21 protein-coding genes are annotated in these 22,225 nt (G+C 50.8%); 9 read left to right on the top strand and 12 right to left on the bottom strand.

Going from position 1 to position 22,225, the window contains the following annotated elements:
- Window positions 1-14 precede the first annotated feature (14 nt).
- Window positions 15-497, top strand: coding sequence for a hypothetical protein (locus tag WH265_RS20375; protein ID WP_339559472.1), 483 nt, complete (start codon window positions 15-17; stop codon window positions 495-497).
- A 509-nt stretch (window positions 498-1,006) separates the two neighbouring features.
- On the opposite strand, the gene WH265_RS20370 is transcribed toward WH265_RS20375, so the two are convergent.
- Window positions 1,007-1,453: an Lrp/AsnC family transcriptional regulator gene (locus WH265_RS20370; protein ID WP_339559471.1), complete on the bottom strand. Its 447-nt coding sequence runs from the start codon at window positions 1,451-1,453 to the stop codon at window positions 1,007-1,009.
- A 109-nt stretch (window positions 1,454-1,562) separates the two neighbouring features.
- Between WH265_RS20370 and WH265_RS20365 the strand changes: the two genes are divergently transcribed.
- Window positions 1,563-2,606 carry an ornithine cyclodeaminase gene (locus tag WH265_RS20365; RefSeq protein WP_339559577.1) on the top strand — a complete coding sequence of 348 codons (1,044 nt, stop codon included), beginning with the start codon at window positions 1,563-1,565 and terminating at the stop codon, window positions 2,604-2,606.
- Between the two features lie 268 nt (window positions 2,607-2,874).
- On the opposite strand, the gene WH265_RS20360 is transcribed toward WH265_RS20365, so the two are convergent.
- Genes WH265_RS20360 through WH265_RS20330 form a run of 7 tightly spaced genes read right to left on the bottom strand, consistent with a single transcriptional unit; the run spans window position 2,875 to window position 10,948 of the window.
- A complete protein-coding gene (locus WH265_RS20360; protein ID WP_339559470.1) occupies window positions 2,875-3,219 on the bottom strand; it encodes a RidA family protein in 345 nt (114 codons plus the stop codon).
- A 57-nt stretch (window positions 3,220-3,276) separates the two neighbouring features.
- Complete coding sequence (locus tag WH265_RS20355; RefSeq protein ID WP_339559469.1) at window positions 3,277-4,230, bottom strand: ornithine cyclodeaminase family protein; 954 nt, start codon at window positions 4,228-4,230, stop codon at window positions 3,277-3,279.
- On the bottom strand, window positions 4,227-6,005 hold the full coding sequence (locus tag WH265_RS20350) for an ABC transporter ATP-binding protein (protein WP_445228562.1): 1,779 nt from the start codon (window positions 6,003-6,005) through the stop codon (window positions 4,227-4,229). Before WH265_RS20350 ends, WH265_RS20355 begins: the two co-directional genes overlap by 4 nt.
- 23 nt (window positions 6,006-6,028) lie before the next feature.
- A complete protein-coding gene (locus WH265_RS20345; protein ID WP_339559467.1) occupies window positions 6,029-7,489 on the bottom strand; it encodes an amidohydrolase family protein in 1,461 nt (486 codons plus the stop codon).
- Between the two features lie 11 nt (window positions 7,490-7,500).
- Complete coding sequence (locus WH265_RS20340; protein WP_339559466.1) at window positions 7,501-9,072, bottom strand: ABC transporter substrate-binding protein; 1,572 nt, start codon at window positions 9,070-9,072, stop codon at window positions 7,501-7,503.
- Window positions 9,073-9,107: 35 nt separating this feature from the next.
- Complete coding sequence (locus tag WH265_RS20335; protein WP_339559465.1) at window positions 9,108-10,016, bottom strand: ABC transporter permease; 909 nt, start codon at window positions 10,014-10,016, stop codon at window positions 9,108-9,110.
- Window positions 10,013-10,948 carry an ABC transporter permease gene (locus WH265_RS20330; RefSeq protein WP_339559464.1) on the bottom strand — a complete coding sequence of 312 codons (936 nt, stop codon included), beginning with the start codon at window positions 10,946-10,948 and terminating at the stop codon, window positions 10,013-10,015. The genes WH265_RS20335 and WH265_RS20330 overlap by 4 nt, the downstream gene beginning before the upstream one ends.
- Window positions 10,949-11,192: 244 nt before the next feature.
- Between WH265_RS20330 and WH265_RS20325 the strand changes: the two genes are divergently transcribed.
- The 6 genes from WH265_RS20325 to WH265_RS20300 all read left to right on the top strand — a co-directional run bounded on the left by WH265_RS20325 (window position 11,193) and on the right by WH265_RS20300 (window position 17,178).
- Window positions 11,193-11,408, top strand: coding sequence for a hypothetical protein (locus tag WH265_RS20325; protein ID WP_339559463.1), 216 nt, complete (start codon window positions 11,193-11,195; stop codon window positions 11,406-11,408).
- 167 nt (window positions 11,409-11,575) lie between these two features.
- Complete coding sequence (locus WH265_RS20320) at window positions 11,576-12,607, top strand: isopenicillin N synthase family dioxygenase (RefSeq protein WP_339559462.1); 1,032 nt, start codon at window positions 11,576-11,578, stop codon at window positions 12,605-12,607.
- Between the two features lie 216 nt (window positions 12,608-12,823).
- A complete protein-coding gene (locus WH265_RS20315; RefSeq protein ID WP_339559461.1) occupies window positions 12,824-13,762 on the top strand; it encodes an N-carbamoyl-D-amino-acid hydrolase in 939 nt (312 codons plus the stop codon).
- Window positions 13,759-15,258 (top strand): dihydropyrimidinase, encoded by a 1,500-nt coding sequence (hydA, locus tag WH265_RS20310; RefSeq protein ID WP_339559460.1) that lies wholly within the window; start codon window positions 13,759-13,761, stop codon window positions 15,256-15,258. The genes WH265_RS20315 and hydA overlap by 4 nt, the downstream gene beginning before the upstream one ends.
- The gene (locus tag WH265_RS20305; protein WP_339559459.1) at window positions 15,255-15,935 is read left to right on the top strand and encodes an aspartate/glutamate racemase family protein; all 681 of its coding nucleotides are present in this window, start codon (window positions 15,255-15,257) and stop codon (window positions 15,933-15,935) included. The genes hydA and WH265_RS20305 overlap by 4 nt, the downstream gene beginning before the upstream one ends.
- 325 nt (window positions 15,936-16,260) lie before the next feature.
- Window positions 16,261-17,178 (top strand): LysR family transcriptional regulator, encoded by a 918-nt coding sequence (locus WH265_RS20300; RefSeq protein WP_339559458.1) that lies wholly within the window; start codon window positions 16,261-16,263, stop codon window positions 17,176-17,178.
- 359 nt (window positions 17,179-17,537) lie between these two features.
- On the opposite strand, the gene pdxR is transcribed toward WH265_RS20300, so the two are convergent.
- Window positions 17,538-19,043 carry a MocR-like pyridoxine biosynthesis transcription factor PdxR gene (gene pdxR, locus WH265_RS20295; RefSeq protein WP_339559457.1) on the bottom strand — a complete coding sequence of 502 codons (1,506 nt, stop codon included), beginning with the start codon at window positions 19,041-19,043 and terminating at the stop codon, window positions 17,538-17,540.
- 83 nt (window positions 19,044-19,126) lie between these two features.
- Here pdxR and gabT point away from each other — a divergent pair, with 83 nt between their 5' ends.
- Window positions 19,127-20,413, top strand: a complete 1,287-nt coding sequence (gabT, locus tag WH265_RS20290; RefSeq protein ID WP_339559456.1) for a 4-aminobutyrate--2-oxoglutarate transaminase — start codon at window positions 19,127-19,129, stop codon at window positions 20,411-20,413.
- Window positions 20,414-20,650: 237 nt separating this feature from the next.
- Here the strand turns inward: gabT and WH265_RS20285 are convergent, their stop codons facing one another.
- The 3 genes from WH265_RS20285 to WH265_RS20275 form a co-directional block, all read right to left on the bottom strand.
- The gene (locus tag WH265_RS20285) at window positions 20,651-21,298 is read right to left on the bottom strand and encodes a hypothetical protein (RefSeq protein WP_339559455.1); all 648 of its coding nucleotides are present in this window, start codon (window positions 21,296-21,298) and stop codon (window positions 20,651-20,653) included.
- A gap of 209 nt (window positions 21,299-21,507) precedes the next feature.
- Window positions 21,508-21,819 carry a DUF2726 domain-containing protein gene (locus tag WH265_RS20280; protein WP_339559454.1) on the bottom strand — a complete coding sequence of 104 codons (312 nt, stop codon included), beginning with the start codon at window positions 21,817-21,819 and terminating at the stop codon, window positions 21,508-21,510.
- Between the two features lie 12 nt (window positions 21,820-21,831).
- Window positions 21,832-22,225: hypothetical protein (locus WH265_RS20275; protein ID WP_339559453.1), on the bottom strand; the 394-nt coding region annotated here is incomplete at its 5' end.

Genomic DNA, 22,225 nt, shown 5'->3' with positions numbered 1-22,225 from the left:
ATTTGGAGTGTTTTATGAGCGAAAATCATAAACAGGCTGCCAGCAAAAGAGGTGCCGATCGAATGGCAAGAACTCTCAAGCTTGTAACTGATGCAATGACTCAGATAAGCGAAGAAATTAAATGCAATTCTGGAATATATCAGAGGAATGGAGGTGCGGTTTCAATGGCTGAAATTGCACGTCGTGCAGGCATAAATGAAGCTACTCTTTATAAGAAGATTAATGTGGGTTTGAAAGAAAAGGCTGCAATTTGGTTGGCTGCATTGAATATTTCCCAAACTGTCGGGAGAAAACGTGTTCGTCAGAACCTTCAGCAACGTGCCTTAGACTGGAAAGAACGCCACGATGCACTGCAAAGCAGGCATATTTTGACTGAGCTTCAGTTGCAGAAATCAATTTCGGAAAATGAAATATTGCGAAATAGATGTGATTCTCTCATGAAGCAATTAGATTCATCAAAAGTAATTAATATATCCTCAAGTAGGGTAATGAAATAAATGGTCAATATTAATTGGCGTATTCCTATATTGAAAAGATTGTATTTGTAATATTTTATATTAAGAACGAGAGTAACATTTCTGCGTTCATGCTCGAGCTGTCTAGCGCATTCATGCAAAAGGTTTACAGACAAATGGCCTAAAGTCAGTATTGTATAGACTTAATTCCTGATATAAATCAGGGCAGCAAGCTGCCATCTGAGGTAGCTTGGCCAGGTATGCAGGATCTTTGGGAGCGCGGCTATTGTGCGATCACGAAGTTCAGAATTCAGTGAACAGCTGACCTGAAAATTGCAAATTTAATGAAGCAAGAAAACGGCACTCTATGTTTTGGATGGGTCGTATAGCATCCTTACCCATTACCTTTAGCCGCTCAGACGCCATAGTGCTGAGAAGCCCGCTCAAGCATCGACTGCCGAGCCTTGGACTTATAGCATAAAAACAGTCCAAGTTTTTATCCGCCCACCACCCCCAAGGTTAGGTTTGGTGGAAATTAACATGCGACACTTCTATAGCTTATAAGTTGTCAATAGCAAACTTGTTTCTGAGTTTCCTACACCCTCTATCAAGCGTATTTCATTCAAAACCCGATCAAACTTTTCTAAATCATCCGCGCGCACTTCTGCCATCAGATCCCAGCGACCGTTCGTTGAGTGCAACGCGACAACATTCGGATTTCCACGCAAAATATTTATAACATCATTCGCCTTATTTCCGACAATTTCAACGCTCATAATAGCTCTTATACCTTGTGGTTCAGCATGAGAGCGCAATTGAAGAGTGTATGCAACAATCACTCCGTCACGCTCAAGACGAGCAATTCTATTTTGAACCGTGGCACGTGCTAAGCCCATCTCCTTTGACAAACTGACAATTGAAGTCCGTGCATTGCTGCGCAGTGCCGCAATGATTTTATGGTCAACGAGATCTAGATAATCTAGCATTTTGCCAGTCATGATTGGCACCTTGATAACTTTGGACAGTTAATGATCATGTTGTACGGTTGCTTTTGACTCGAACTACATGCAAAATTCTCTTCTGTCGAAACAAGTGAGAAGGTTTTACATGACGTGGTTTATAGATGTTTCCACCATGAGCCGTCTGGTTCAAACCGTGGGCATTTCCAAATTTATTGGCGAGCTTGCCGATCAAATTGAGGCAGATTTTGTGCGCTGGCCAGATTTTGAAAAATCTGCTCGAGTGGCAAATCACTCTGACGTGGGCGTCATTGAGCTGATGCCAGTTTCCGATGCGGAACACTATGCGTTTAAATACGTAAACGGACATCCGACGAACACCAATAAAGGGCTCTACACGGTTATGGCGTTCGGCGTACTTGCTGAAGTCGACACAGGATACCCAGTTCTTCTTTCGGAGTTGACTGTCGCAACCGCTATCCGAACCTGCGCAACATCTTTGATGGCCGCCAGAGCCCTTGCACGCAAAGATTCGAGACGGATGGCACTCATCGGCAATGGCGCACAAAGCGAGTTTCAGGCGGTGGCCTTCCACACGCATCTCGGGATAGAAGAAATCGTGGCATTTGATGTTGACCCCGAGGCAACCGAGAAACTTATTCGCAACCTCGCGGAGTTTCCAGGCCTGAAGATTCGACGGGCTTCGAGCATTGCTGATGCCGTGCGCCATTGCGATATTGTAACGACCATCACAGCTGACAAAACACTTGCGACCATCCTCACACCGGATATGATAGAGCCAGGCATGCACATAAATGCTGTCGGTGGTGATTGTCCTGGTAAAACTGAACTCCACGCAGATGTGCTGCGCATGGGCCAGGTCTTTGTAGAATTCGAACCCCAGAGTCGGGTCGAAGGTGACATTCAACAGATGCCGCCAGATTTCCCTGTAACAGAGCTCTGGCAGGTGCTGTCCGAGAAATGCAGAGGCAGAATTACTCACGACGATATAACTATTTTTGACTCGGTCGGCTTTGCATTGGAAGATTACTCGACTCTGCGCTACTGCCTAAATCAAGCGACTCGCCTCAATCTTGCAAAACGTGTCGAGTTGGTCCCCCAAGCAGAAGATCCCAAGGATCTGTTTCGTTTCACTCGCGGCTCTCGCCTGCATATGAAGCGAGTGGCTTGATTGGTGATCTGCTATTTGACATAGCAGGTTTATTACAGCTATTTTCTCAATTATGGGCGAGCATCTACCAGTAGATGTTCGCCCTCTAATTATCTTCGCTGGCAAGCGGTCAGCAATATATCTTAGGTTAGATTCCTGGATAGCGTGGTTGATGCTTAGCTGAATCCTCTTTGCATGAGAGCCGCACAAATAACGAAATTTCCATCCAAGCTGCGTCTTATCTGGCTTTTGCAGAACTATTAGTTATCTGTACCTCGTCCACTCAAGATCATTTGATTTTATTTAATTGCATATCAGCTGCTGCAACTACGACAATCTCCACTAGATATTCCTCGCTAGCCATTTTTGCTTCAATTGTCGCTCGCGCGGGTGTGGCCCCTGGATACATAGATATCCATTGCTCCCACGCACGATTCATTTGATCGAAATCCTCCATCGATTTTAGGTAAATTTGTGCACTTAGCAAAAGACCACGGTGACTACTATGTAGCGCTAAAAGCTTGTCAATATTTTCAAGTGCTTCATTTGTTTGTTCAAATGCACCTAAATTTATATTATTAGCAACTTGCCCCGCCAGATAAATTGTCTGATTAAAGCAAACTGCCTGCGACATGCGAGGCCCAGATTGTGTTCGTATGATTTTCATAAAGCAACGACCATTAAATGTTATTTAGTAGCATTTAGACATCTGATGTTGAACCAGTACTGCAGCTGCCAAATCCTCAAGTGCTGAACCCACCGATTTGAAAACTGTGCGATTTTTGCGATCTTCTCGACACATCAAAGCGGGGATAGTCTTTCGTTGGCACAGATCAAATAAGGTGCCTTTTATTTCTACCGGATTGAGAGCATTTGACGCAAACGCTGTGAGCAGATCGCCAGCTTTCGTGGGAGCTTCATCCGTATCGACAAAAACTTCAGCATCTTGAAAGCAATCAGGATGTGCTTCTATCATCTCGGGCGTGAACGAACCGATCAGATCGAGATGGCTCCCTCGCTTTAGCCATGCTGCTTGGATCAAGGGCTGCCTGGACAACGTGGCGCATGTCACAATGTCAGCTGCACGGACAGCAGATTCAAGCGAATCTATTGCTTCGGCCACCAGCCCGCGAGAGGACAGTTGAGCGACTAACTTATAGGCCTGCTCCTTCCGCCTAGTCCAGACTAAGATGCGCTGGATCGGGCGGACTGCACTGTAAGCCAGCGGAAGTAACTCGGCAACACGTCCCCCTCCCACTACCAATAGTGTTTTAGCGTCTGTTGGCGCGAGAAACTTAGCTGCCAACGCTGACGCAGCAGCAGTGCGCCAGGCAGTAAGCACATTTGCATCCATTGATGCGACAGGTACACCCGTTCGTCCATCGAACAAGGTGTAGACCCCATGCAGTCCGGGAAGGCCAAGGACTGCATTGCCGCCGTAGATATTGATAACCTTAATTCCAAAGTCACCTCGGTCGTTCCACGCAGGCATGATCAATGAAACGCCGCGATGCCCACCACTTTCGATGTGATGGGTGTGTCGCAGTGGAACGCTCACATTGGAGGCGAACGCAGATTCCAACGTTGCGATGAGTTGGGTAAAGTCCAGACCTCGCTCAGTCTCGTCAACGCTATAGACCCTCATAACGCCATGCTGGTTGTGTTGCCGACCATTTGGCGAACGAGATGCCCCGGCGTAATCTCCACCAATGCTCCGGATTTAGGACGTGTGCCGGTTTTAAAGATGGGACTCGGAATATCTGCAGCGGTGCGCACTTGGCGCTCTTTTCGAGCCGTCGGATCCGGTATGGGTACGGCAGATAGTAGGCGCTTCGTATATGGGTGTTTAGGCGCATGCAACACTTGCGCGGTCGGACCGATTTCGACAATCTCGCCTAAGTACATCACCGCAACGCGATGGCTTATCCGCTCGACAACCGCCATATCGTGGGAGATGAAGAGGTAAGAAAGATTTTCGCTAGCCTGAAGATCCTGCAGAAGGCGCACAACTTTGTCCTGCACCGAAACATCTAGAGCTGACACAGGCTCATCAGCGATGATAATTTTTGGCTTCACACTTAGGGCTCGGGCTATGCACAGTCGCTGACGCTGCCCCCCTGAGAACTGGTGTGCGTATCGCTCAAGATATGCACGGTGCAATCCAACCTTTTCAAGCAGCTCTGCCGCAATGCGACGGCGTTCCGCCTCAGGTAGCTCTCCATGTATCTTCAGCGGTTCACTCACCAAGTCCCATGCCTGCAGCCGAGGGTTTAGCGATGCATAGGGATCCTGAAAAATCATCTGGATCTCACTTCGATGGGGACGCATGAGATTTGGCGTGAGATTGGAGAGCTCGTGACCCCGAAGGCGGATAGAGCCCTCTGAGCTTTCGAGTAACTTGCTGATCAGTCGCCCAGTAGTCGATTTTCCAGATCCAGATTCACCCACCAGCGCAAGGGTTTCACCGGGCATCAGATCAAATGAGACATTTTCTACAGCATGCACATGCGCATGCACATTGCCCCAGAGTCCGGATTTGACGGCAAACCTTTTACTGATGTTGCGAACTTCCATGACAGGTACCGCTGCTGAGTTCTTCAGAGGTTCTGGCGATCCGCTGCCAAGCCTTGGCACAGCATTGAGAAGAGCCTGTGTGTAGGGTTCAGAAGGCTTCTCGAAGAGTTCCGTGCAGGACGCTTGCTCAACGATGAGACCGTGGCGCATGACCACTATTTCATCAGCAACTTCTGCTACAACGCCCATGTCGTGTGTGATGAACAAGACCGACATACCAGTCTCGCGCTGCATATCTTGAATCAGGCTTAGTATCTCAGCCTGTACAGTCACGTCCAGAGCCGTCGTCGGTTCGTCTGCAATCAGCAGCGATGGCTTGCAGGCCATCGCCATGGCGATGACAACACGCTGACGCATACCGCCTGACAGTTCACCAGGGTACTGCTGCATGCGACGCTGGGGCTCTGGCATTCGTACAGCCTCAAGCATCCTTTGCGCCCGCAATCGAGCCTCAGAGCGTGAGATATTTTCATGCAGCAGATAGACCTCGGCGATTTGATCGCCGATAGTCATCACTGGATTGAGCGAAGTCATCGGCTCCTGGAAGATCATGGCGATCTCCCGGCCACGAATTTTACGAAGCGCATCTTGCGGCAGGTCGAAGAGATCTACCTCTTCCCTCCCTGCTTGGCGAAAAATGGCCTTGCCGGATTCGATGCGACCACCCGCATTAGCAATCAGCCCAAGAATAGAAAAGGCGGTTACCGATTTGCCAGAGCCGGATTCACCCACTAAGGCAACTGTCTGGCCTCTGCCGATGCTAAAGCTTACGCCCTTGACGGCCACGCTGTGTTGAGCCCCTTTGCCGAAACCCACACGCAAGTCTGAGATCTCCAGGACCGGCATTTTGTCCGAAACACTATGGACTGTCACAATGGCACCTCCAGAGCATCAACCGTTCGCAAAACGCGCGGCGACATCTGTTCCACTTGGCGTGAAGCATAGTCGTTGCCAGGTGCATTCAACAGCGTAACCTTTTGGCCGCGTTCGACCTCGAAAAGCGCTTTCTCGATATCGATCGTCAGGACTTCTCCGCTGCGCACTACTTGTTGTCCTCCCACATACACATCACGGATCGCACGGTCGCCAGCTGAATAAAGAAGACTGCGCAGCGGCTCACGAACTGGCCGCATGTATGCATGTCCCAAGTCGACTAACGAGAAATCTGCCTTGCATCCAGCCTCCAACCTTCCAATGTCGGAACGGCCCAGCATTGAGGCAGCAGTGGTGGTTGCCGAAGCAAAAATATCTGCGGTGGGAGCAGCAGTGTAGTCGCGGGCCATGATGCGCGAGGCATACATAGCTGTCCGCATCTCATCAAGAATGTTGTGAGGGAAGGTGTCCGTTCCAATACCCACGCGAATTCCCGCGTCCTTGTAGCGACCGTAGGTGTTCAGAGCGATGCCACGGCGTGCGAAGACAGTAGGGCAATGCGCGACCGCTGCGCCCGATTCGCTGAGCAGTTGGAAGTCTCGCGCCTGAGGCCAAAATACAGAAGGGTGATCGTTCAGAAAGATGCCGTGACCGATGATAAGGTGCTCATCCAGAAGCCCTATGTCATGCAGCCATTCGATCGGAGTACGTCCGTGCCTGCGGGTGATTTCAGCGAATTCCACTGCGCTCTGAGCAGCGTGAATTTGAAGGCGCATGCCCTCCTCCAGTGCTGCAGCCCGACTGTCCCTGAGCAGCTCTTCAGTGCAAGTGTCAATCTGCGATGGGCAAAGCATGGAGCTGAGTCGACCACTGTCGTGCTCGCGCGCCTTCCGTGCTATCTCCAGTGCACGCGCGAAGGACTTTCGACCAGCTGGCTCATCCCACGTGTAGTCAACCGAGTGGCCATTGCGGGTTTGCCAGGCACCCGAACGATACATGGGACCTAGCACCGCGCGGATGCCAGTAGCTGCTACATCGTCTATCCAGCTCTCGCGCGGAAGGGACATGTCCACATACGTAGTTACGCCGCTTTTTAGCATCTCGCTGACGGCCACCTGTGTAGTGAAGGGTGCAAACTCCACGCCCACACGAAATATCGGCATGTATTCATAGAGCGAGCTCTGGCCCAGCCTAGGACTACCAAGCTCCTCCAGAAGCCCGCGGTTGCCAGGCTCGGACGATGGATGGGTATGCATGTTGATCAGCCCTGGCATCGCCATCAAGCCCCCACCATCAATCGTCTTGTCTGCGTGGCCGTCGAATGTTCCGCCAACCTGAATGAGCCGATCACCTTGAACTACCAAATCTTGTCCATGGAGGTAGACATGCTCTTGCGCGGTGACATCGAAAGCTATAAGGACATCAAGGTTTTTGAAGTGAATTGTTTCGTTCGTCATTTGCTTTCCAATCACTGCCATTCGATATCCAGGCCCTTGTAAATGGCCGATCCTTCAATACCATGAGCGCGTACGGGCTTGAGCTTATTGCTGGTAGCCAGATACAGAGAGTCATGGAACAACGGAATCCAAACCGCCGCGCTCGACACCTTGTTAAGCACTTGGCTGTAAAGTGCATCCGCATCACGCGAGTTCAGCTGGGCATCTCCATCAGCAAGAAATTGATCAGTTTGTGGGTCCTTCCAGTTCATGCGGTTAGGTGTCGGGACACTGGTGGAAATGAAATACTGAGACAGAGCTTCTCCGGTGCTCATATAGCCAAAGCTCATGCTGAACATGTCAAACTCTTGTGTCGCGAGCTTTCCCCACGCAACGGTAGAGTCAAAGAGCTGAATACGAAGATCCACACCAACACGCTTCAGATCACCTTGAACCGACTCAAGGATGTCCTTCCAGTAACCTGTGATGCCATAAAGCAGAGGCGACAAACGTTGGCCGTTTTTACTGCGGATGCCATCAGCACCTTTGACCCAGCCTGCCTCATCCAATAACTTCTCGGCGCGCTTCGGATCGAACTTGAAAGCTCCGTCGCCGGAGCTGGAAGTGCCGGTAGAAAGCATGCTGGTGGCGGGCTTGCCAGTATTAAAGGTGATGACGTCTGATAAGGACTTACGGTCAATGGCCAAGTTCAGAGCCTGACGTACGCGCTCATCAGCCACAACAGGATGATCCATCTTGAAGCCGATGAAGAATGTCCAGTTAAATGTCGACGCCTTGGACAGACTTACAGTTTTGCTCTTGCTAAGATCGTTAATGGAGTAATAGGGAAGGTAGCGCGTCAGCTGTGCTTGGCCAGTCTGCACAGCATTCAACCGGGTAGTCTCTTCCGGCACAATCTTCCACACAATGCGATCAACCTTTGGTCGCGGATCTTTGTAAATTGATGGGCCCCAGTCGTATCCAACGTGGCGGGTAAGGACGACTTCATTGCGCGGTGTCCAACTCTGAAAGCAGTAGGGACCGGTACCGTCAAACCCTTTAACACCGAAGTCAGCGCCTAAGGCTTTGACCTGCTCTGAGTTAATGATTGTGTGATGGTGCTGGCTCATTTGCCGCAGCAAATCGACATAAGGGCGTTTGAGCTTATAAACCACCGTTTGAGGATCTGGGGCGGTGATTGAATCCACCTCCCCAGCCCGGAATTTCTCTAGACCTTTAGTTTCCGGATCCAGCCAGCGCTTGTAGCTAAAGACTACATCTTGTGCCGTCATGGGCTTGCCGCTACAGAACGTAACGTTCTCCTTCAGCTTGAAGGTGTATACCAAACCATCTGGAGACACAGTCCAACTCTTAGCCAAACCAGGTACTGGAGTTTTGAGGTCGTAGTCAAGGCCAACGAGAGTGTCACCGGCCATGAACAGTACCTCGCTTGCACCGCGTGCCAGAGTGCGCTGCGGATCGTACCGATCAGTTTCAAGCTCACGCACGATGAGGACAGACTTGGTCTGCTGTGCGTGAACAGCCGGAGCAACGCATGCGATAGAGATCAAAACGGAAAGCACCGTCTTTTGGGAGTTCAACATGGCTAAGTCCTTACTAAGATTAAAAATAGATTACATCAACTCTGCAAACGTAGATCGAAGGCGTCCCGCAAACCATCGCCGAGCAAGTTCACCACCAAAACGACTCCAAAAATAACAAGGGTGGGAATAGTGGAGATGTGCGGGAAGATTTCTAGAAATTTGCGCCCATCTGCGGCCATACTTCCGAGCTCTGCAAATGGCGGCAAGGGGCCCAAGCCTAGGAAAGAAAGTAATGCCGCAAGCAAGATGGTGTGCCCCAGTTGCAAGGTTGCGTAGATCAAGAGCATTGACGCGCAGTTAGGCAGTACATAACGTAGGATGAGGTAACTGTCTGAAAAGCCAATCGACCTACCCGCTTCCATGTAATCTTGTTTGATGACGACCATGGCAGCGGAGCGTGCTACACGAATCATTCCAGGAACAGCTGAGATGCACAGCGCAATAAGTAAGCTGGTCATGCCTGGTCCAAGAAGCGCAGATAGACTCAGTCCGAACAGAATGGCTGGGAACGACAAAAGGACATCCGCCATTCGCATGATGAGGGTGGTCAAACGGGCATAGTAAGCTGCAAGAATCCCAAGGAGCGCGCCGATTCCGGATCCCACGAACACACTAAAAACTCCGATAAAGAGCGTGGCGCGCAACCCGAATAACACACGCGAGAGCATGTCCCGGCCCTGCACGTCAGTGCCAAGCCAATAGGTTACTTGGTCGGGCGAAACCCATCCTGGCGGCTTTCGTGAGTAGGCCATTTTTGTGGCGTAGGGATCGTGCGGAGCAATAAGTGGTGCCAAGATAGCAGCAAGTAAAATTAGCAACGCCAAGCTCAGCCACAACAGTAAAAGCTTATCGCGCCATACTCGTTGCAAAAAACTATTACGTGCCACGGGTGCGAGTTGCACTGCCGCATTCGCGGAACTACTGGAATCGATGGAAACGCTCATTTGCCACCCCGCGGGTCCAGATAGACATAAAGCATGTCAATCAAAAGGTTGATAACGATAAAGCCGAGGGCTGTGACTAAGATGGCACCCTGGGCCAGGGGAAAGTCGGCAGAGAAGATGGCACCGACAGCCATTCGACCCACACCAGGCCACGAAAAGATCTGCTCGGTTACAACAGCTCCTCCGAGCAGTTGGCCCACCTGAAGGCCGACCAGCGTCACAATGGGTAATAGCGCGTTGCGTAGGGCATGTCGGCACAGTACATAAGACTCGCTTGCGCCTTTTGCTCGCGCAGTGCGAACGTAGTCCGAAGCTAGAGTTTCTATTACTGCTGTACGAGTGATACGGGCTACTGGTCCAATCAGAACAGACCCAAGTGTGATTGCAGGAAGAATGATCGCGAGGAATCCGTCCCAGGTCCAGATGGGACCCGATCTACCTAAATAAGGCAGTAGACCGGCACCTCCAATATATTGAATAAGCAACATGCCAACCCAAAATACCGGAAGCGACACGCCCATCACAGAGAGAAGCATAACGATCCGATCGATTAGCTTTCCGCGTCTGTAAGCCGCAATGGTCCCGAGAGCAATTGCCAAAGGAACTGCCCAAATGACACTGGCTAGCATCAGTTCGATAGTCGGTCCCACTGTCGCAGCAATTTCATCTGACACCAGTTGGCCTGAAATCATAGACCTGCCTAGGTCGAGGTGGAAGAGACGCCAGACGTATAGCGCCAACTGATAAACAACGGGCTGGTTTAACCCAAGTTCCTCTCGGATAGCTGCTATTTCCTCTGGCGTGGCACTTGCGCCTCCAATTACTGCTGCAGGATCAGAAGGTGCGATCTGGATCAGGATAAACCCTACCAAGATCACTCCAATCAAAACGGGAAGTGACGTTATAAGTCGCGAGATAAGTTGCTTAAGCATAGGTAATTCCTGTACCTGCCCAGTCTGGAGGCGTCGATACGTGATGAGCTCTTGTCCTTGAATTGAAGTTGTCGGTAATTCTTAAGGGCATAGGACTTCCCGTCGAGTGATGATCGTTTTGCGGGGCTTTCCTTTGGGTTAAGAGCTTGCTCATTTTTGTGCGGGAGAACCCTAAGTGCGCACCAATAGTGAGCATGCACCTTCGCGGTGAGACGCTCAAAATTTTTACATCTGAAGCGTAGCTATGATGATCAGCATCATCTATGCCAGCCTGTCTAAGCGAGAAAACTCTGGATCACACCAGGACTTCAACTGGTGTGCAGCACATTGCACAGCTCCTAAGAAGGCCATGAACAAGGCCGAAACGGAATTCTTGACCGAGGTAGTTCAACGCTTCTTAGCTGATGAATTCGCAGACGAGGCAATGCTCGTGACCCGCTGCACGAGCTGGCCGCCATGAACAAACGGCATGAGCGCATAAGAACTCAGACCTAGGCTCCTTCGAGACGGGAGCATTTAACCAATGGCTAAACCTCACTATCAAAACTCCAACTGACAAAAGGTTGAAGGAATCGAAGAATGCACAGGCACCAGAAATTTCTGGCGTAGCCATGTGGAGATGTGTTCGTGAGCCCCCAATTTGCCTCGCTGCCTAACAAACCTGACGCTAGAGAAGAAATTCCGGTTCTAGACATAGCACCCTATCGCTTGGGTGTACCTGGCGCTCTTGAGCAGTTAGGCGCCCAAATGCGCCGAGCGCTGGAGGACTTCGGCTTCTACTTCGTCATAAACCACGGAATTCCCCAGGATCTCATCGACGGTGTGTTGAATGCAGCTCGGCAATTTTGCGACCTCCCACTTGACCAAAAGATGTCGCTATCTTTCAACGAGCACCATGTAGGGTACATCCCGCTGTGCCATAGCGCAGAGCACCGAACCGCACTCGACAAGGACCATGAACTGAACCTTTTCGAGTCTTTTTTAATAAAACGCGACCTCGCGGCTGACCATCGTGATGTCTTGGCGCACAAGCGCTTTCGCGCACAGAACCAATGGCCCGAAGGACATCCTCAAATTCGACGCCAAATCATGGCTTATGTAGATGCGGCTGAGCGTCTGTGCACATCGCTCCTACCTCTGTATGCAGTAGCGCTTGATTTACCTGCTGATTGGTTTGCACCGGCATTCCGCGAACCGATGTACACCTTAAAGCTCTCGCATTACCCCCAGCAGCCTATGGACGCTTGCAGTAATTCTGGCAAGTTGCCGTATTTGAACAGCAGCTTCATGACCGTGCAGCCACAGAGCCGGCTCGTGGATCTGTTCATTCGCCTACCAAATGGCAAATGGATTGACGCTCCCGACGTGCCGGGTAGCCTTCTAGTCAGCGGCGGTGACCTCACATGTCGGTGGACTAACGGTCGATTTCTGGCTACCCCGTATTTTGCAAACAGAAAATCCGACACAGAATATTATGCAGCGTCCTTTTTCATGGATTGCGACTACGATTGGGTTATGCGTGATATTCCCTCTTGCGCTCCTCGTGTGGGTAATTCAGCATTTTTGCCAACCACTTATTTCGAGTATTTGACGTGGTATGAGACACATCGCCATGAAACACTGAGTCGTAAAGACGGGGTGAGACTTTCCGCATATTAAGGCTTTCCACAAACTAAGTTTATGCTACTGACTAATCAGACACCTTTGCTGTAAGCATCTAGAGTGATGGTAGATTTTCATTCTCGCTCACATCGAATCGGGAAAACTTGTCAGGCAAGCTGATTTATAACGTTGAAGTTCTTACTGATTGCGCTGGTGCGCATAATCAGAACCGAACCAAATCAATTAACCTCAACAACATACTAAGGATATTTTATGTCTTCCAATACTCGCACCCTTGGGCTGGCAGTTGCGCAAATGGGCCCAGTACATTTAGCGGATTCGCGCGAGGCGGTGGTACATCGTTTAATGGAGATGATGCGCGAAGCCAAGTCCCGCGGTTCAGAATTTGTGGTGTATCCTGAGTTGGCTCTGACGACCTTCTTTCCACGATACTGGATGAGCGAGAAGGAAGCGCAGGAGCGTTTCTTCGAGGTCAGCATGCCTGGACCCGCGACCCAGCCACTCTTCGACTTAGCACGCGAGTTACAGGTAGGCTTTTACCTCGGCTATGCTGAACTAACACCCGAAGGCAAGCCTTACAATACGGCGATCATTGTCGACCGCACTGGACGCATCACAGGCAAATACCGCAAGATTCACCTGCCTGGTCATTCGGACCATAAGACTGAAGCACCATTCCAGCACTTGGAGAAAAAGTTTTTTGATGTCGGCGATCTAGGATTCCGCGTCTTCGACACAGACAACATTCACATGGGCATGTGCTTGTGCAACGACCGCCGTTGGCCCGAGACGTATCGCGTGATGGCACTGCAGAGTGCCGAGGTTGTCGTTCTCGGCTACAACACACCTTCGCAGAACATTCACTGGAATGAACCTGTGCATCTACGAACGACTACCCACCTGATTTCGCTTCAGGCTTCGGCTTACCAAAACGGCATTTGGGTCGCGGCGGCAGGCAAGTGTGGATCAGAAGATGGTTTTCACATGATCGGCAGTTCAGTTATTGTGGCCCCCACCGGCGAGATTGTTGCACGCGCGCTTACCGAGGAGGACGAAGTAATTTGCGTCAAAGCGGACCTGTCACTGGGTGAGTTTTTCCGGGAACATGTATTTAATTTTGCCAAGCACCGCCGCCCTGAGCACTACAAGCTAATCACCGAGCGCACCGGAGCAGGCGAGGCCCTAGCATGAGCACCCCGGACGTCAGCTTCGACTTAGTAATTCGCAATGGCCGCGTTGTCTCGCAAGGGCAGATTCTCGAGGCCGATCTTGGTGTGCATAGCGGGGTAATCGCGGCCATCGGTGCGAACCTGCCTGCCGGAAGTCGTGAAATAGATGCGGCCGGCCGTTGGGTCCTGCCAGGCGGGATAGACAGCCACTGCCATGTTGAACAGCGCTCGGGCATGGGCATGATGTGCGCTGATGACTTTTATTCGGCCACAGTTTCTGCCGCATTTGGAGGAACAACCACTATTCTGCCCTTTGCCGCACAGCACCGGGGTATGTCAGTACCTGAAGTGCTAGAGGATTATCATAGTCTCGCACGCGATAAGGCCATCATTGACTACGGCTTTCACCTAATCCTGGCGAACCCCGACGAGAAGACTTTGACTGATGACCTACCTGCAGCTATCCGCAGCGGGATCCGCTCGCTCAAAGTCTATATGACCTACGATCTAATGAAGCTAGATGACTGCCAGCTTCTGGACGTCTTTGCGCTAGCGCGTGAAGAGGGTGCCCTGGTGATGGTTCATGCCGAGAACAACGACGTCATCAAGTGGCTAAGCCGCCGCCTACTGGAGCGCGGGCACAAGGCACCGAAATTTCATGGTTTCGCCCATGACCCTCTCGCCGAAACCGAGGCGGCCTACCGGGCCATCTCGCTGGGTCGCCTAGTAGATGTGCCTATTCTTCTTGTGCATGTGGCTGGTGGTGAGACGGTCGAGGTGATTCGTCAAGCGCAGTTGTTAGGCGCAAATGTTCTCGCCGAAAGCTGCCCTCAATATCTGTTCCTGACGGCAGCAGATCTTGATCGCGATGGCCTCGAAGGCGCCATGTTCTGCTGCTCGCCGCCTCCGCGCGATGCGCAGTCGCAAGAGGCGATTTGGCAAGGCCTGCTTGATGGCACTCTTGCTACGTACTCTTCAGATCATGCACCGTATACCTTCGATACCGCTGGTAAATTGCCTAAGGGCGATCAGACCACGTTTAAGGAGATGGCCAATGGTGTACCGGGAATCGAGTTGCGGCTCCCCCTACTTTTCAGCGAAGGGTTTCTCAAAGGACGCATGGACATCCACCAGTTCTGCGACCTTTCCGCTGGCAACCACGCGCGCCTCTACGGCCTAGCTCCAAGCAAGGGTGCCTTGATCGTTGGTGCTGACGCAGACATCGCAATCTGGAATCCGGAGCGTGAAGTCGACGTCACCGCATCGATGCTACATGATCGGACAGGTTACACGCCATATGAAGGCAAGCGACTGAAGGGTTGGCCCGAAATAGTCATCAGCCGCGGCCGCGTCGTTATAGCGGATGGATCGCTTCACGTCGAGCGCGGCTCAGGCCGCTTCATCGCTCGTGGATTGCCGGACGTGCCACGTCGTGAAACGCCTACCGCTGGTCCCGGTTCCCGCCCACATGGAAAGGTGCTCAAGGCGCTTGTCGGCCTAGAAAAGGTAGCTCAATGAACACTTCTAAAGAACTTCCCGTGGTGCGGGTTTTCAATCCCAACACCTCCGCGACTGTTACGACTTCCATTGCCAAGGCAATAGGGTCCGTTACTGCGAATCTTCCATGCTGCTTCGTTTTCTCGACCGCTAGAAGCGGGCCGGAAGGCATTGTGACGCAGGAGGACTACGATTTTGCCTGCGGAACTGTTGCAAATGAGGTTACATTGAATCAAGGAAATCACGACGCATTTGTCGTGGCCTGTTTCAGCGATCCTGGTGTAGATCTGGTTCGCAGAAGCAATAGCGACGCGGTAGTGCTCGGACTTGGTGAGTGCGGTCTCCGAGAAGCCTTGACCCATGGGGAAAGGGTAGGTATTGTGGCGATCGCTGACGCCGCTATCCCACGACACATGCGTCACTGGGAGCGCCTGGGGTTGCGTGAGCATGTCGCTGCCGAAAGGGCGCTGAACCTTCCTGTCAATCAATCCGGAAGCGCGGAGATCGCTTGGGAAGCCTTGGTGAGTGCCGGTCGTGCGTTAAGAGACATAGACGGTGCAAATACCATTTTGCTAGGCTGCGCAGGAATGGCTGATCTGCGCGGGCCTCTCGAGGAGGAGCTTAAACTACCCGTTATAGATCCGTGTGCCGCCGCCGCCATGGTCGCCTTCAAACGCGTACAGCGAGTTCACACCTGACCTCAGACTACCTGCAGTCCGCGAGCTTTCTAACAATAACTTTTATGGTCAAACCCTATTTCAGATCTACTGGTTTAGTGGTTCGACCCTAGGTTTATGGCAATCGACTAAACAATTCGTTTGTAACTTCGTCTGTTAAAGCCTTATAGGGCAAAGGCAATGCAGCTATTGTGATCCGTTGACCAGCGCCTCTGCTGGTTATTACCACTGTTGATGGGAAGGATTTATTTTATGATAAATGCACACATGATAGATTGCTTCGTATGCCATGTCACCTGAGTGCACATTGAGTCTGTTTAGCAGATAAACACTTTTTTTCGTTTATATGAATTTAAGACAGATCGAAGTGTTTCGTGCTGTGATGTCCACTGGGTCTGTCAGTGGTGCGGCCCAACTTCTTCATGTGTCCGTGCCCGCCATCAGCAAACTGCTTTCCCACACAGAACTTCAACTCGACTTTCCTTTATTCGAGCGTAGTAAGGGGAGGCTCTATCCAACTACGGAAGCCCGCCAGCTGTACCACGAGGTCGAGCTTGTTTACCGAGGCGTGCGACGCATCGATGATCTCATACACCAGCTTACGGAGCGACGACAGAGCATGGTTTCGGTCGTCACAAGCCCTAGTATTGGTCAGATGATCCTCCCACTGGCTATCGCTCAATTCCGCAGCGGTAACCCCGGTGTGCGCGTGCATTTCCACGCTCTTAGCCACGCACATCTCTGCGATCGAGTTTTGAGTCGCCTTTGCGATTTCGCCGTCTCAATGCTACCTGTTGAACATCCAAATCTGATGTCAATGCCTATCGCTCAGAGCAATATAGTTTGCATCGCTCCTCGGGCTCACCCCATAGCAGTCAGATCATCGGTTTCGGTGAACGATTTGCTAGACACTTCACTGATCAACTACCCAACTGACTCGCCATTTGGCGCGCGACTGAGCAGGCTTTTTGCCGCGCACGATGCCTCCCCGAAAACGCAAATCGAAGTGGGTTCACCGCAAAATGCATGCGCTTTAGTACACGCCGGTGCTGGTGTCGCTTTAGTTGACGAATTCTCCCTTCAGTCTTGGCAGGAGTCACGCTTCAAGGTGCTTCCTGTTGAAGGAGCTGAGCCAATCATCGCCAGCCTGGTTTACATGCGGTCTGAAGGACTGTCAGATGTGGCGGAGTCATTGGTGCGCTCCCTGCGCAGTGTGCTTCTGCAGCTATCGCTCCATCTCCGACAACCTGCGAGCAAAAGTTAATCCTTTGCTTATCAAAGCAAGAACAAATTCGCTTAAGGGTTCACCAGTGTTCATAGACATTGGTATAACCTGTGCAAAATATGAGGCGACATTTCGCTGCTGAATGCTTATGTTTAGGAGTGTTCGCACCAGGTGGGGCACAGGTTTGGAGGCTTGCGGCCACTGACGAATCGGTGCTCCCATATTGTTAGCGCCTAGGCCACTCGACCGGCATTGCGATTTGGATGCCCGCATAATCGAATAATATATTACACTCTCATTAACCCGAGGCTTCACAAGCATTCATTAAGAGTTTTCGCGCAACCTCTAGAGTAATCTATATCGGCTTTAAATTAACACTCAATCAATTATTCTTAATTTTATATTTTCAAAATATTTCTTCGAATAACTCCCAGAAGTATTGAGAATGGCGCTAGCATTTCTTCTGGTGCGACACAGGCAAATCCAAGCAGAAGCCCTTTAGAAACCGGCCCGCTTACATAAAACCTAGACAATGGGCGTGTCAATACACCCTTTTCAGCTAGTATTTCTGATATCTCTACGTCATTTGACTCTGGCGGCAAGGATAGAATGAGGTGCAACCCGGCATCCGTATCAAACGGATGAATCCAATCTTTTCCCAGGCTCTTCAAAATCATATTTATCAACACTGCTCTTCTCGCAGAGTAGACGAGTCGCATCCGTCTAACATGCGCGGCATATTTTCCATCAGATATAAATTGAGCAATTGCCGCCTGTGTTTGCAAGTGACCCCCACGATACAACTCGGAATGTGCAGTCCGTAAAGCTTCCGATATTTCTGGCGGCGCTATCATATATGCGATGCGAAGACCCGGGTATAAAGTCTTGCTAAACGTCCCGATATAAATGACGGGTGCATCAGGAACTAGCCCCTGCAGCGACGGTATCGGAAGACCAGATGACCGAAACTCGCTATCGTAGTCATCTTCCACAATCCAGAATGAGTCAGCTTTGGCTTTGGCAATAAGCTCGAATCTTCGTCGCATGCTCATCACGGATCCCAAAGGATATTGATGAGAAGGTGTAACAAATGCAAATTTTGGAGCCTTCTCACACAACTCCATCGCTTTTGGAATATTCATGCCTTCTTCGTCAACATTAATTCCTTGTATGGTCAGGCCGTTAGATAGCAATATCGTTCTTGTCCCCCAATACCCAGGATTTTCAACCCATGCATGATCCCCAACATCTGCCAATACCCGCGTTATTAGGTCTATGGCTTGGTGCACCCCTTCAGTGACTATTATTTGATTTGGTTTGCAGTTAACTGATCGAGCCTGCCTTAGGTATGCAACAAGATTTTCGTGAAAAACCGCATTTCCACCCTTACTAGCATAGCTTAGCAAGGAAGGGGACATTCTTTCAGAAAGCTTGTTGGCAATACTCGCCAAGGCTTTTTGTGGAGCACGAGTAATGTCGGGAACTCCCGGCATAAATGCCCCCCATTGATTTACTGGCGCGTAAGCATCGTTCACAATAGCACGCCCCCGCGCTGACAGCGTATGTTTCAGCAATGGCAGAGTAACTGAGCACTTTTGTTCCTGCGGCGTGACCACTGGCAGATCAGGGAATCTATCAATCACAAATGTCCCGCTACCTGTCACTGCATTCGCGTAACCTTCCAAAATGAGTTGCTCGTAGGCGTAGATGACCGTATTGCGAGAAATCCCCAGTTCGGCCGCCAAGTCACGCGAAGGAGGTAGTCGGCTTGCTGAGGGTAGCCTTCTGTCATGTATAGCGGCTCGCAGGCAGCAGTAGAGCAGGCGGTTTACTGGCTCAGCGGGGTTTGTAGCACGGCTTTCAGCAAGCATTTGTGCCAACAGGTCGGAACTGATCGACTTCATATTGGTTCTATCGTTTCAGTCAAGGTGGTACCTAATTTTAGATCCGCTTCAAGCTCTAATGCATATCCTTTTGGAGCTACTTTATGACTAACAGACAGATTGACCAACGCCGCGTCGCGGCTTCGCCCCGAGGTGTAGGTTTGACTACAACCGTCTACGCTGCGCGTGCTGAGAACGCGACCATCTGGGACGTAGAGGGCAACTCTTATACAGACTTCGCTGCAGGCATCGCCGTGCTCAACACTGGTCACCGCCACCCCAAGGTTATGGCTGCGGTCAAAGCTCAACTTGACTGCTTTACTCACACTTCCTACCAGGTTGTTCCTTACGAAAGCGCCGTCGCGCTGATGGAGCGCATTAATACGATTGCGCCGGTCAAAGCACCGGCCAAGACAGGATTCTTTACTACTGGCGCTGAGGCCGTCGAGAACGCAGTAAAGATCGCCCGCGCCTACACAAAACGCTCGGGCGTCATTGCCTTCGGTGGTGCCTTCCATGGCCGAACGTTTCTGGGAATGTCGTTGACTGGAAAAGTACAGCCATACAAGGCCGGCTTTGGTCCCATGCTTCCTGAGGTGTACCATGTCCCGTTCCCCAATCCTGCACATGGCGTAACGGTGGAAGACAGCATTAAAGCGCTAGAGCACTTGCTCAAGTACGATATTGATCCTCAAAGAATCGCAGCGATAATTATTGAGCCGGTGCAGGGCGAGGGAGGCTTCAACATTGCTCCTACAGCGCTAATGGAACATCTGCGCGCGCTGTGCGATACACATGGCATGCTGATGATTGCCGATGAAGTGCAAACTGGTTTTGGTCGCACTGGACGAATGTTTGCAATGGAACATCATGAGGTGAAGCCCGACTTAGTCACTATGGCGAAGAGCCTAGCAGGTGGCATGCCGTTAGCCGCGGTATGTGGCCGAGCGGAAGTCATGGATGCGCCAAATCCTGGCGGTTTGGGCGGTACTTACGCAGGCAACCCCCTTGCCGTTGCCGCAGCGAACGCGGTGATAGACGTAATTGGAGAAGAGGATCTCCTGACCCGCGCCACCCGGCTGGGTGAGCAACTGCAAGAGTTTCTAAATGGCTGGAGAGACCGATGCGAATTCATCTTCGATGTTCGCGGACAGGGCTCAATGGTCGCTGTCGAATTTGTAGATGCCACTGGTAAGCCTGATGCTGTAGTTGTTGCCCGAGTGCTTAAGGAAGCACTTGCTCGTGGACTCATCCTTTTGAGTTGCGGAGTCTATGGAAACGTGGTGCGCTTCCTTTACCCGCTGACGATCCCACAGGCGCAGTTTGACGCTGCATTAGTGACACTTGGAGAGGCTCTCACGGCTGCTACTAAAGACTGCGCGGCGGCTTAAGCGAATCGGCATGCCATGCCCAGCGCCGCTGAGCGGCTCGCGCAGCAGCGGTGGCATGGCTCAAGTATCCCAACCTATGGCCTGGATCGAATCGCACCCGATAGTGCAACGATGCTTTTTGGGTGAAGAACATCCGGACTTATGCCAGTGGTTATTCTGTTGAGAAGGAGTCTAAAACGGTCAGCCTGTAAAAGCAGCTGGTTGTAGCTCTAGGCCCTCACCCTGACACCCGTAAGCTTACGAGTGACTATTGTCGAATGTCGCAGCCGTCATACGAAATCGATGTATGACTTCATCGAGCGGTCCGCCGCCGATGCTTGCGGCGAAATGGTACGCGGTCTGCCAGAAGTTCCGCCTATCTCCGGGGAGGTCGCGCCGGCGCGCAATGGAAAGGAAGTCGCACGGAATCTTGCATTCTTGGGGATAGCGAAAGGAATAGAACTCTCGGTACCGATCCTGAGTACTCTCGCGAACCTCTTCACTAATCAGCACTTCCAAATTGAGTGGTGCATTGGTAGCAAATATTGTCGGCTCCATGCTGAAAAGAAAGTACATCACATCTTCCCAAGCATAGTGGAGATCTTGCCCCCTGAAACGATATATAGCATCGAGATGTTTCTCGCCTAGAATCATTCCATCACGCCATTCATCACGCGAGAGATCGTGAGATTCTTTACCGTCGCACTCTATTCCAATGTGACGTCCTTCATGATCCACGACAAGAAAGTCAATAATAAAATCTCCGCACAGCGTTTGCATCCCGTGCTGTGGTTCGAAAGAGATTCCGGCTGCTGCATATCGTAGGAAGTGTCTCGCAAAGAGGTCGTCAGTTGCGTTTTCGTAAGGCGGGTTGTATTGCGGGGGGTGTGCAGTATCGAATAACATTTGGAATCCAAGTACTGTTGGTATCGTAACTTGATTGATATCAGCGAGAAGGTGTAAACCACGATCTATCGAAAATAAAATGCATTACTGAACGGTTGAGTTAGATATCCGTAAATGATATTTCTAAAAATTGATATTGGCTATCAAAAAATAAATCTAAACCTGATGCATTGCTTGTTTCAGAGAATATCAATGTTTTAAACGCTCGCTTAAAGGGGGGCGGGCATTAAAATCTCTCGAATAAGCTGTGCAAAGGCCTCTCGAGTTGTCTCCTTTTGCTCAAACGCTCGTATGCGGATTAGTTTAATGCCGGCCGCAGCGCAGATCTCATTCTTCATTTGATCACGATTTCTAGCCTCTGCAGTGTCATGAAAACTACTATCTAGCTCAAAGAAATAGGATGGACGATAGTCCTGCCCTGGATCTACGACGACACAATCAAACTGGGCATTGAAGAAGAATTTCTTTGAAGCTGCAGATATTATATTTTCCAGTTCTGTAAAGTTAAGAACGGCACTCATTGCAAGGTTGGGTTAAGGCAAAAGCTTGGGAACAGTGTCGGTCATAGCCAAATAGAAAGCCTGCTCTTGAGGGGACCTAAAAATTGAAGTCACATATCTTGTAGGAGCTGTGATGCTGGCGGTTGTTGCAGCATTAATATTCAGTGCGCTCCTTCGCGCGTCGGCTAATTCCTCAGGCCTCTCCTTGTGAAGTCGGATAAGAAGCTCACGTGCCAAAGGTATATCACTAGCCCATTCGGACGCTACGCTTGGCAGGCTTCTATCACCGACCTCGTACATCGCTTGAAGCTTAATTTCAATTAATGGCCGCCAGAAAGATTCTTTGAACTGTAAGCGCGCGGTGAACCCATCTTGAAGTGACTCTCTCCGTCTCGCAACATCGTGTGCACGCAACCCATCGTGCACA

This window comes from Comamonas sp. MYb396 (assembly GCF_037479555.1).
Classification (GTDB): domain Bacteria; phylum Pseudomonadota; class Gammaproteobacteria; order Burkholderiales; family Burkholderiaceae_C; genus Comamonas.
The sequence above is the reverse complement of the archived record's forward strand: the minus strand, read 5'-3'. Positions and strand labels throughout refer to the sequence as shown.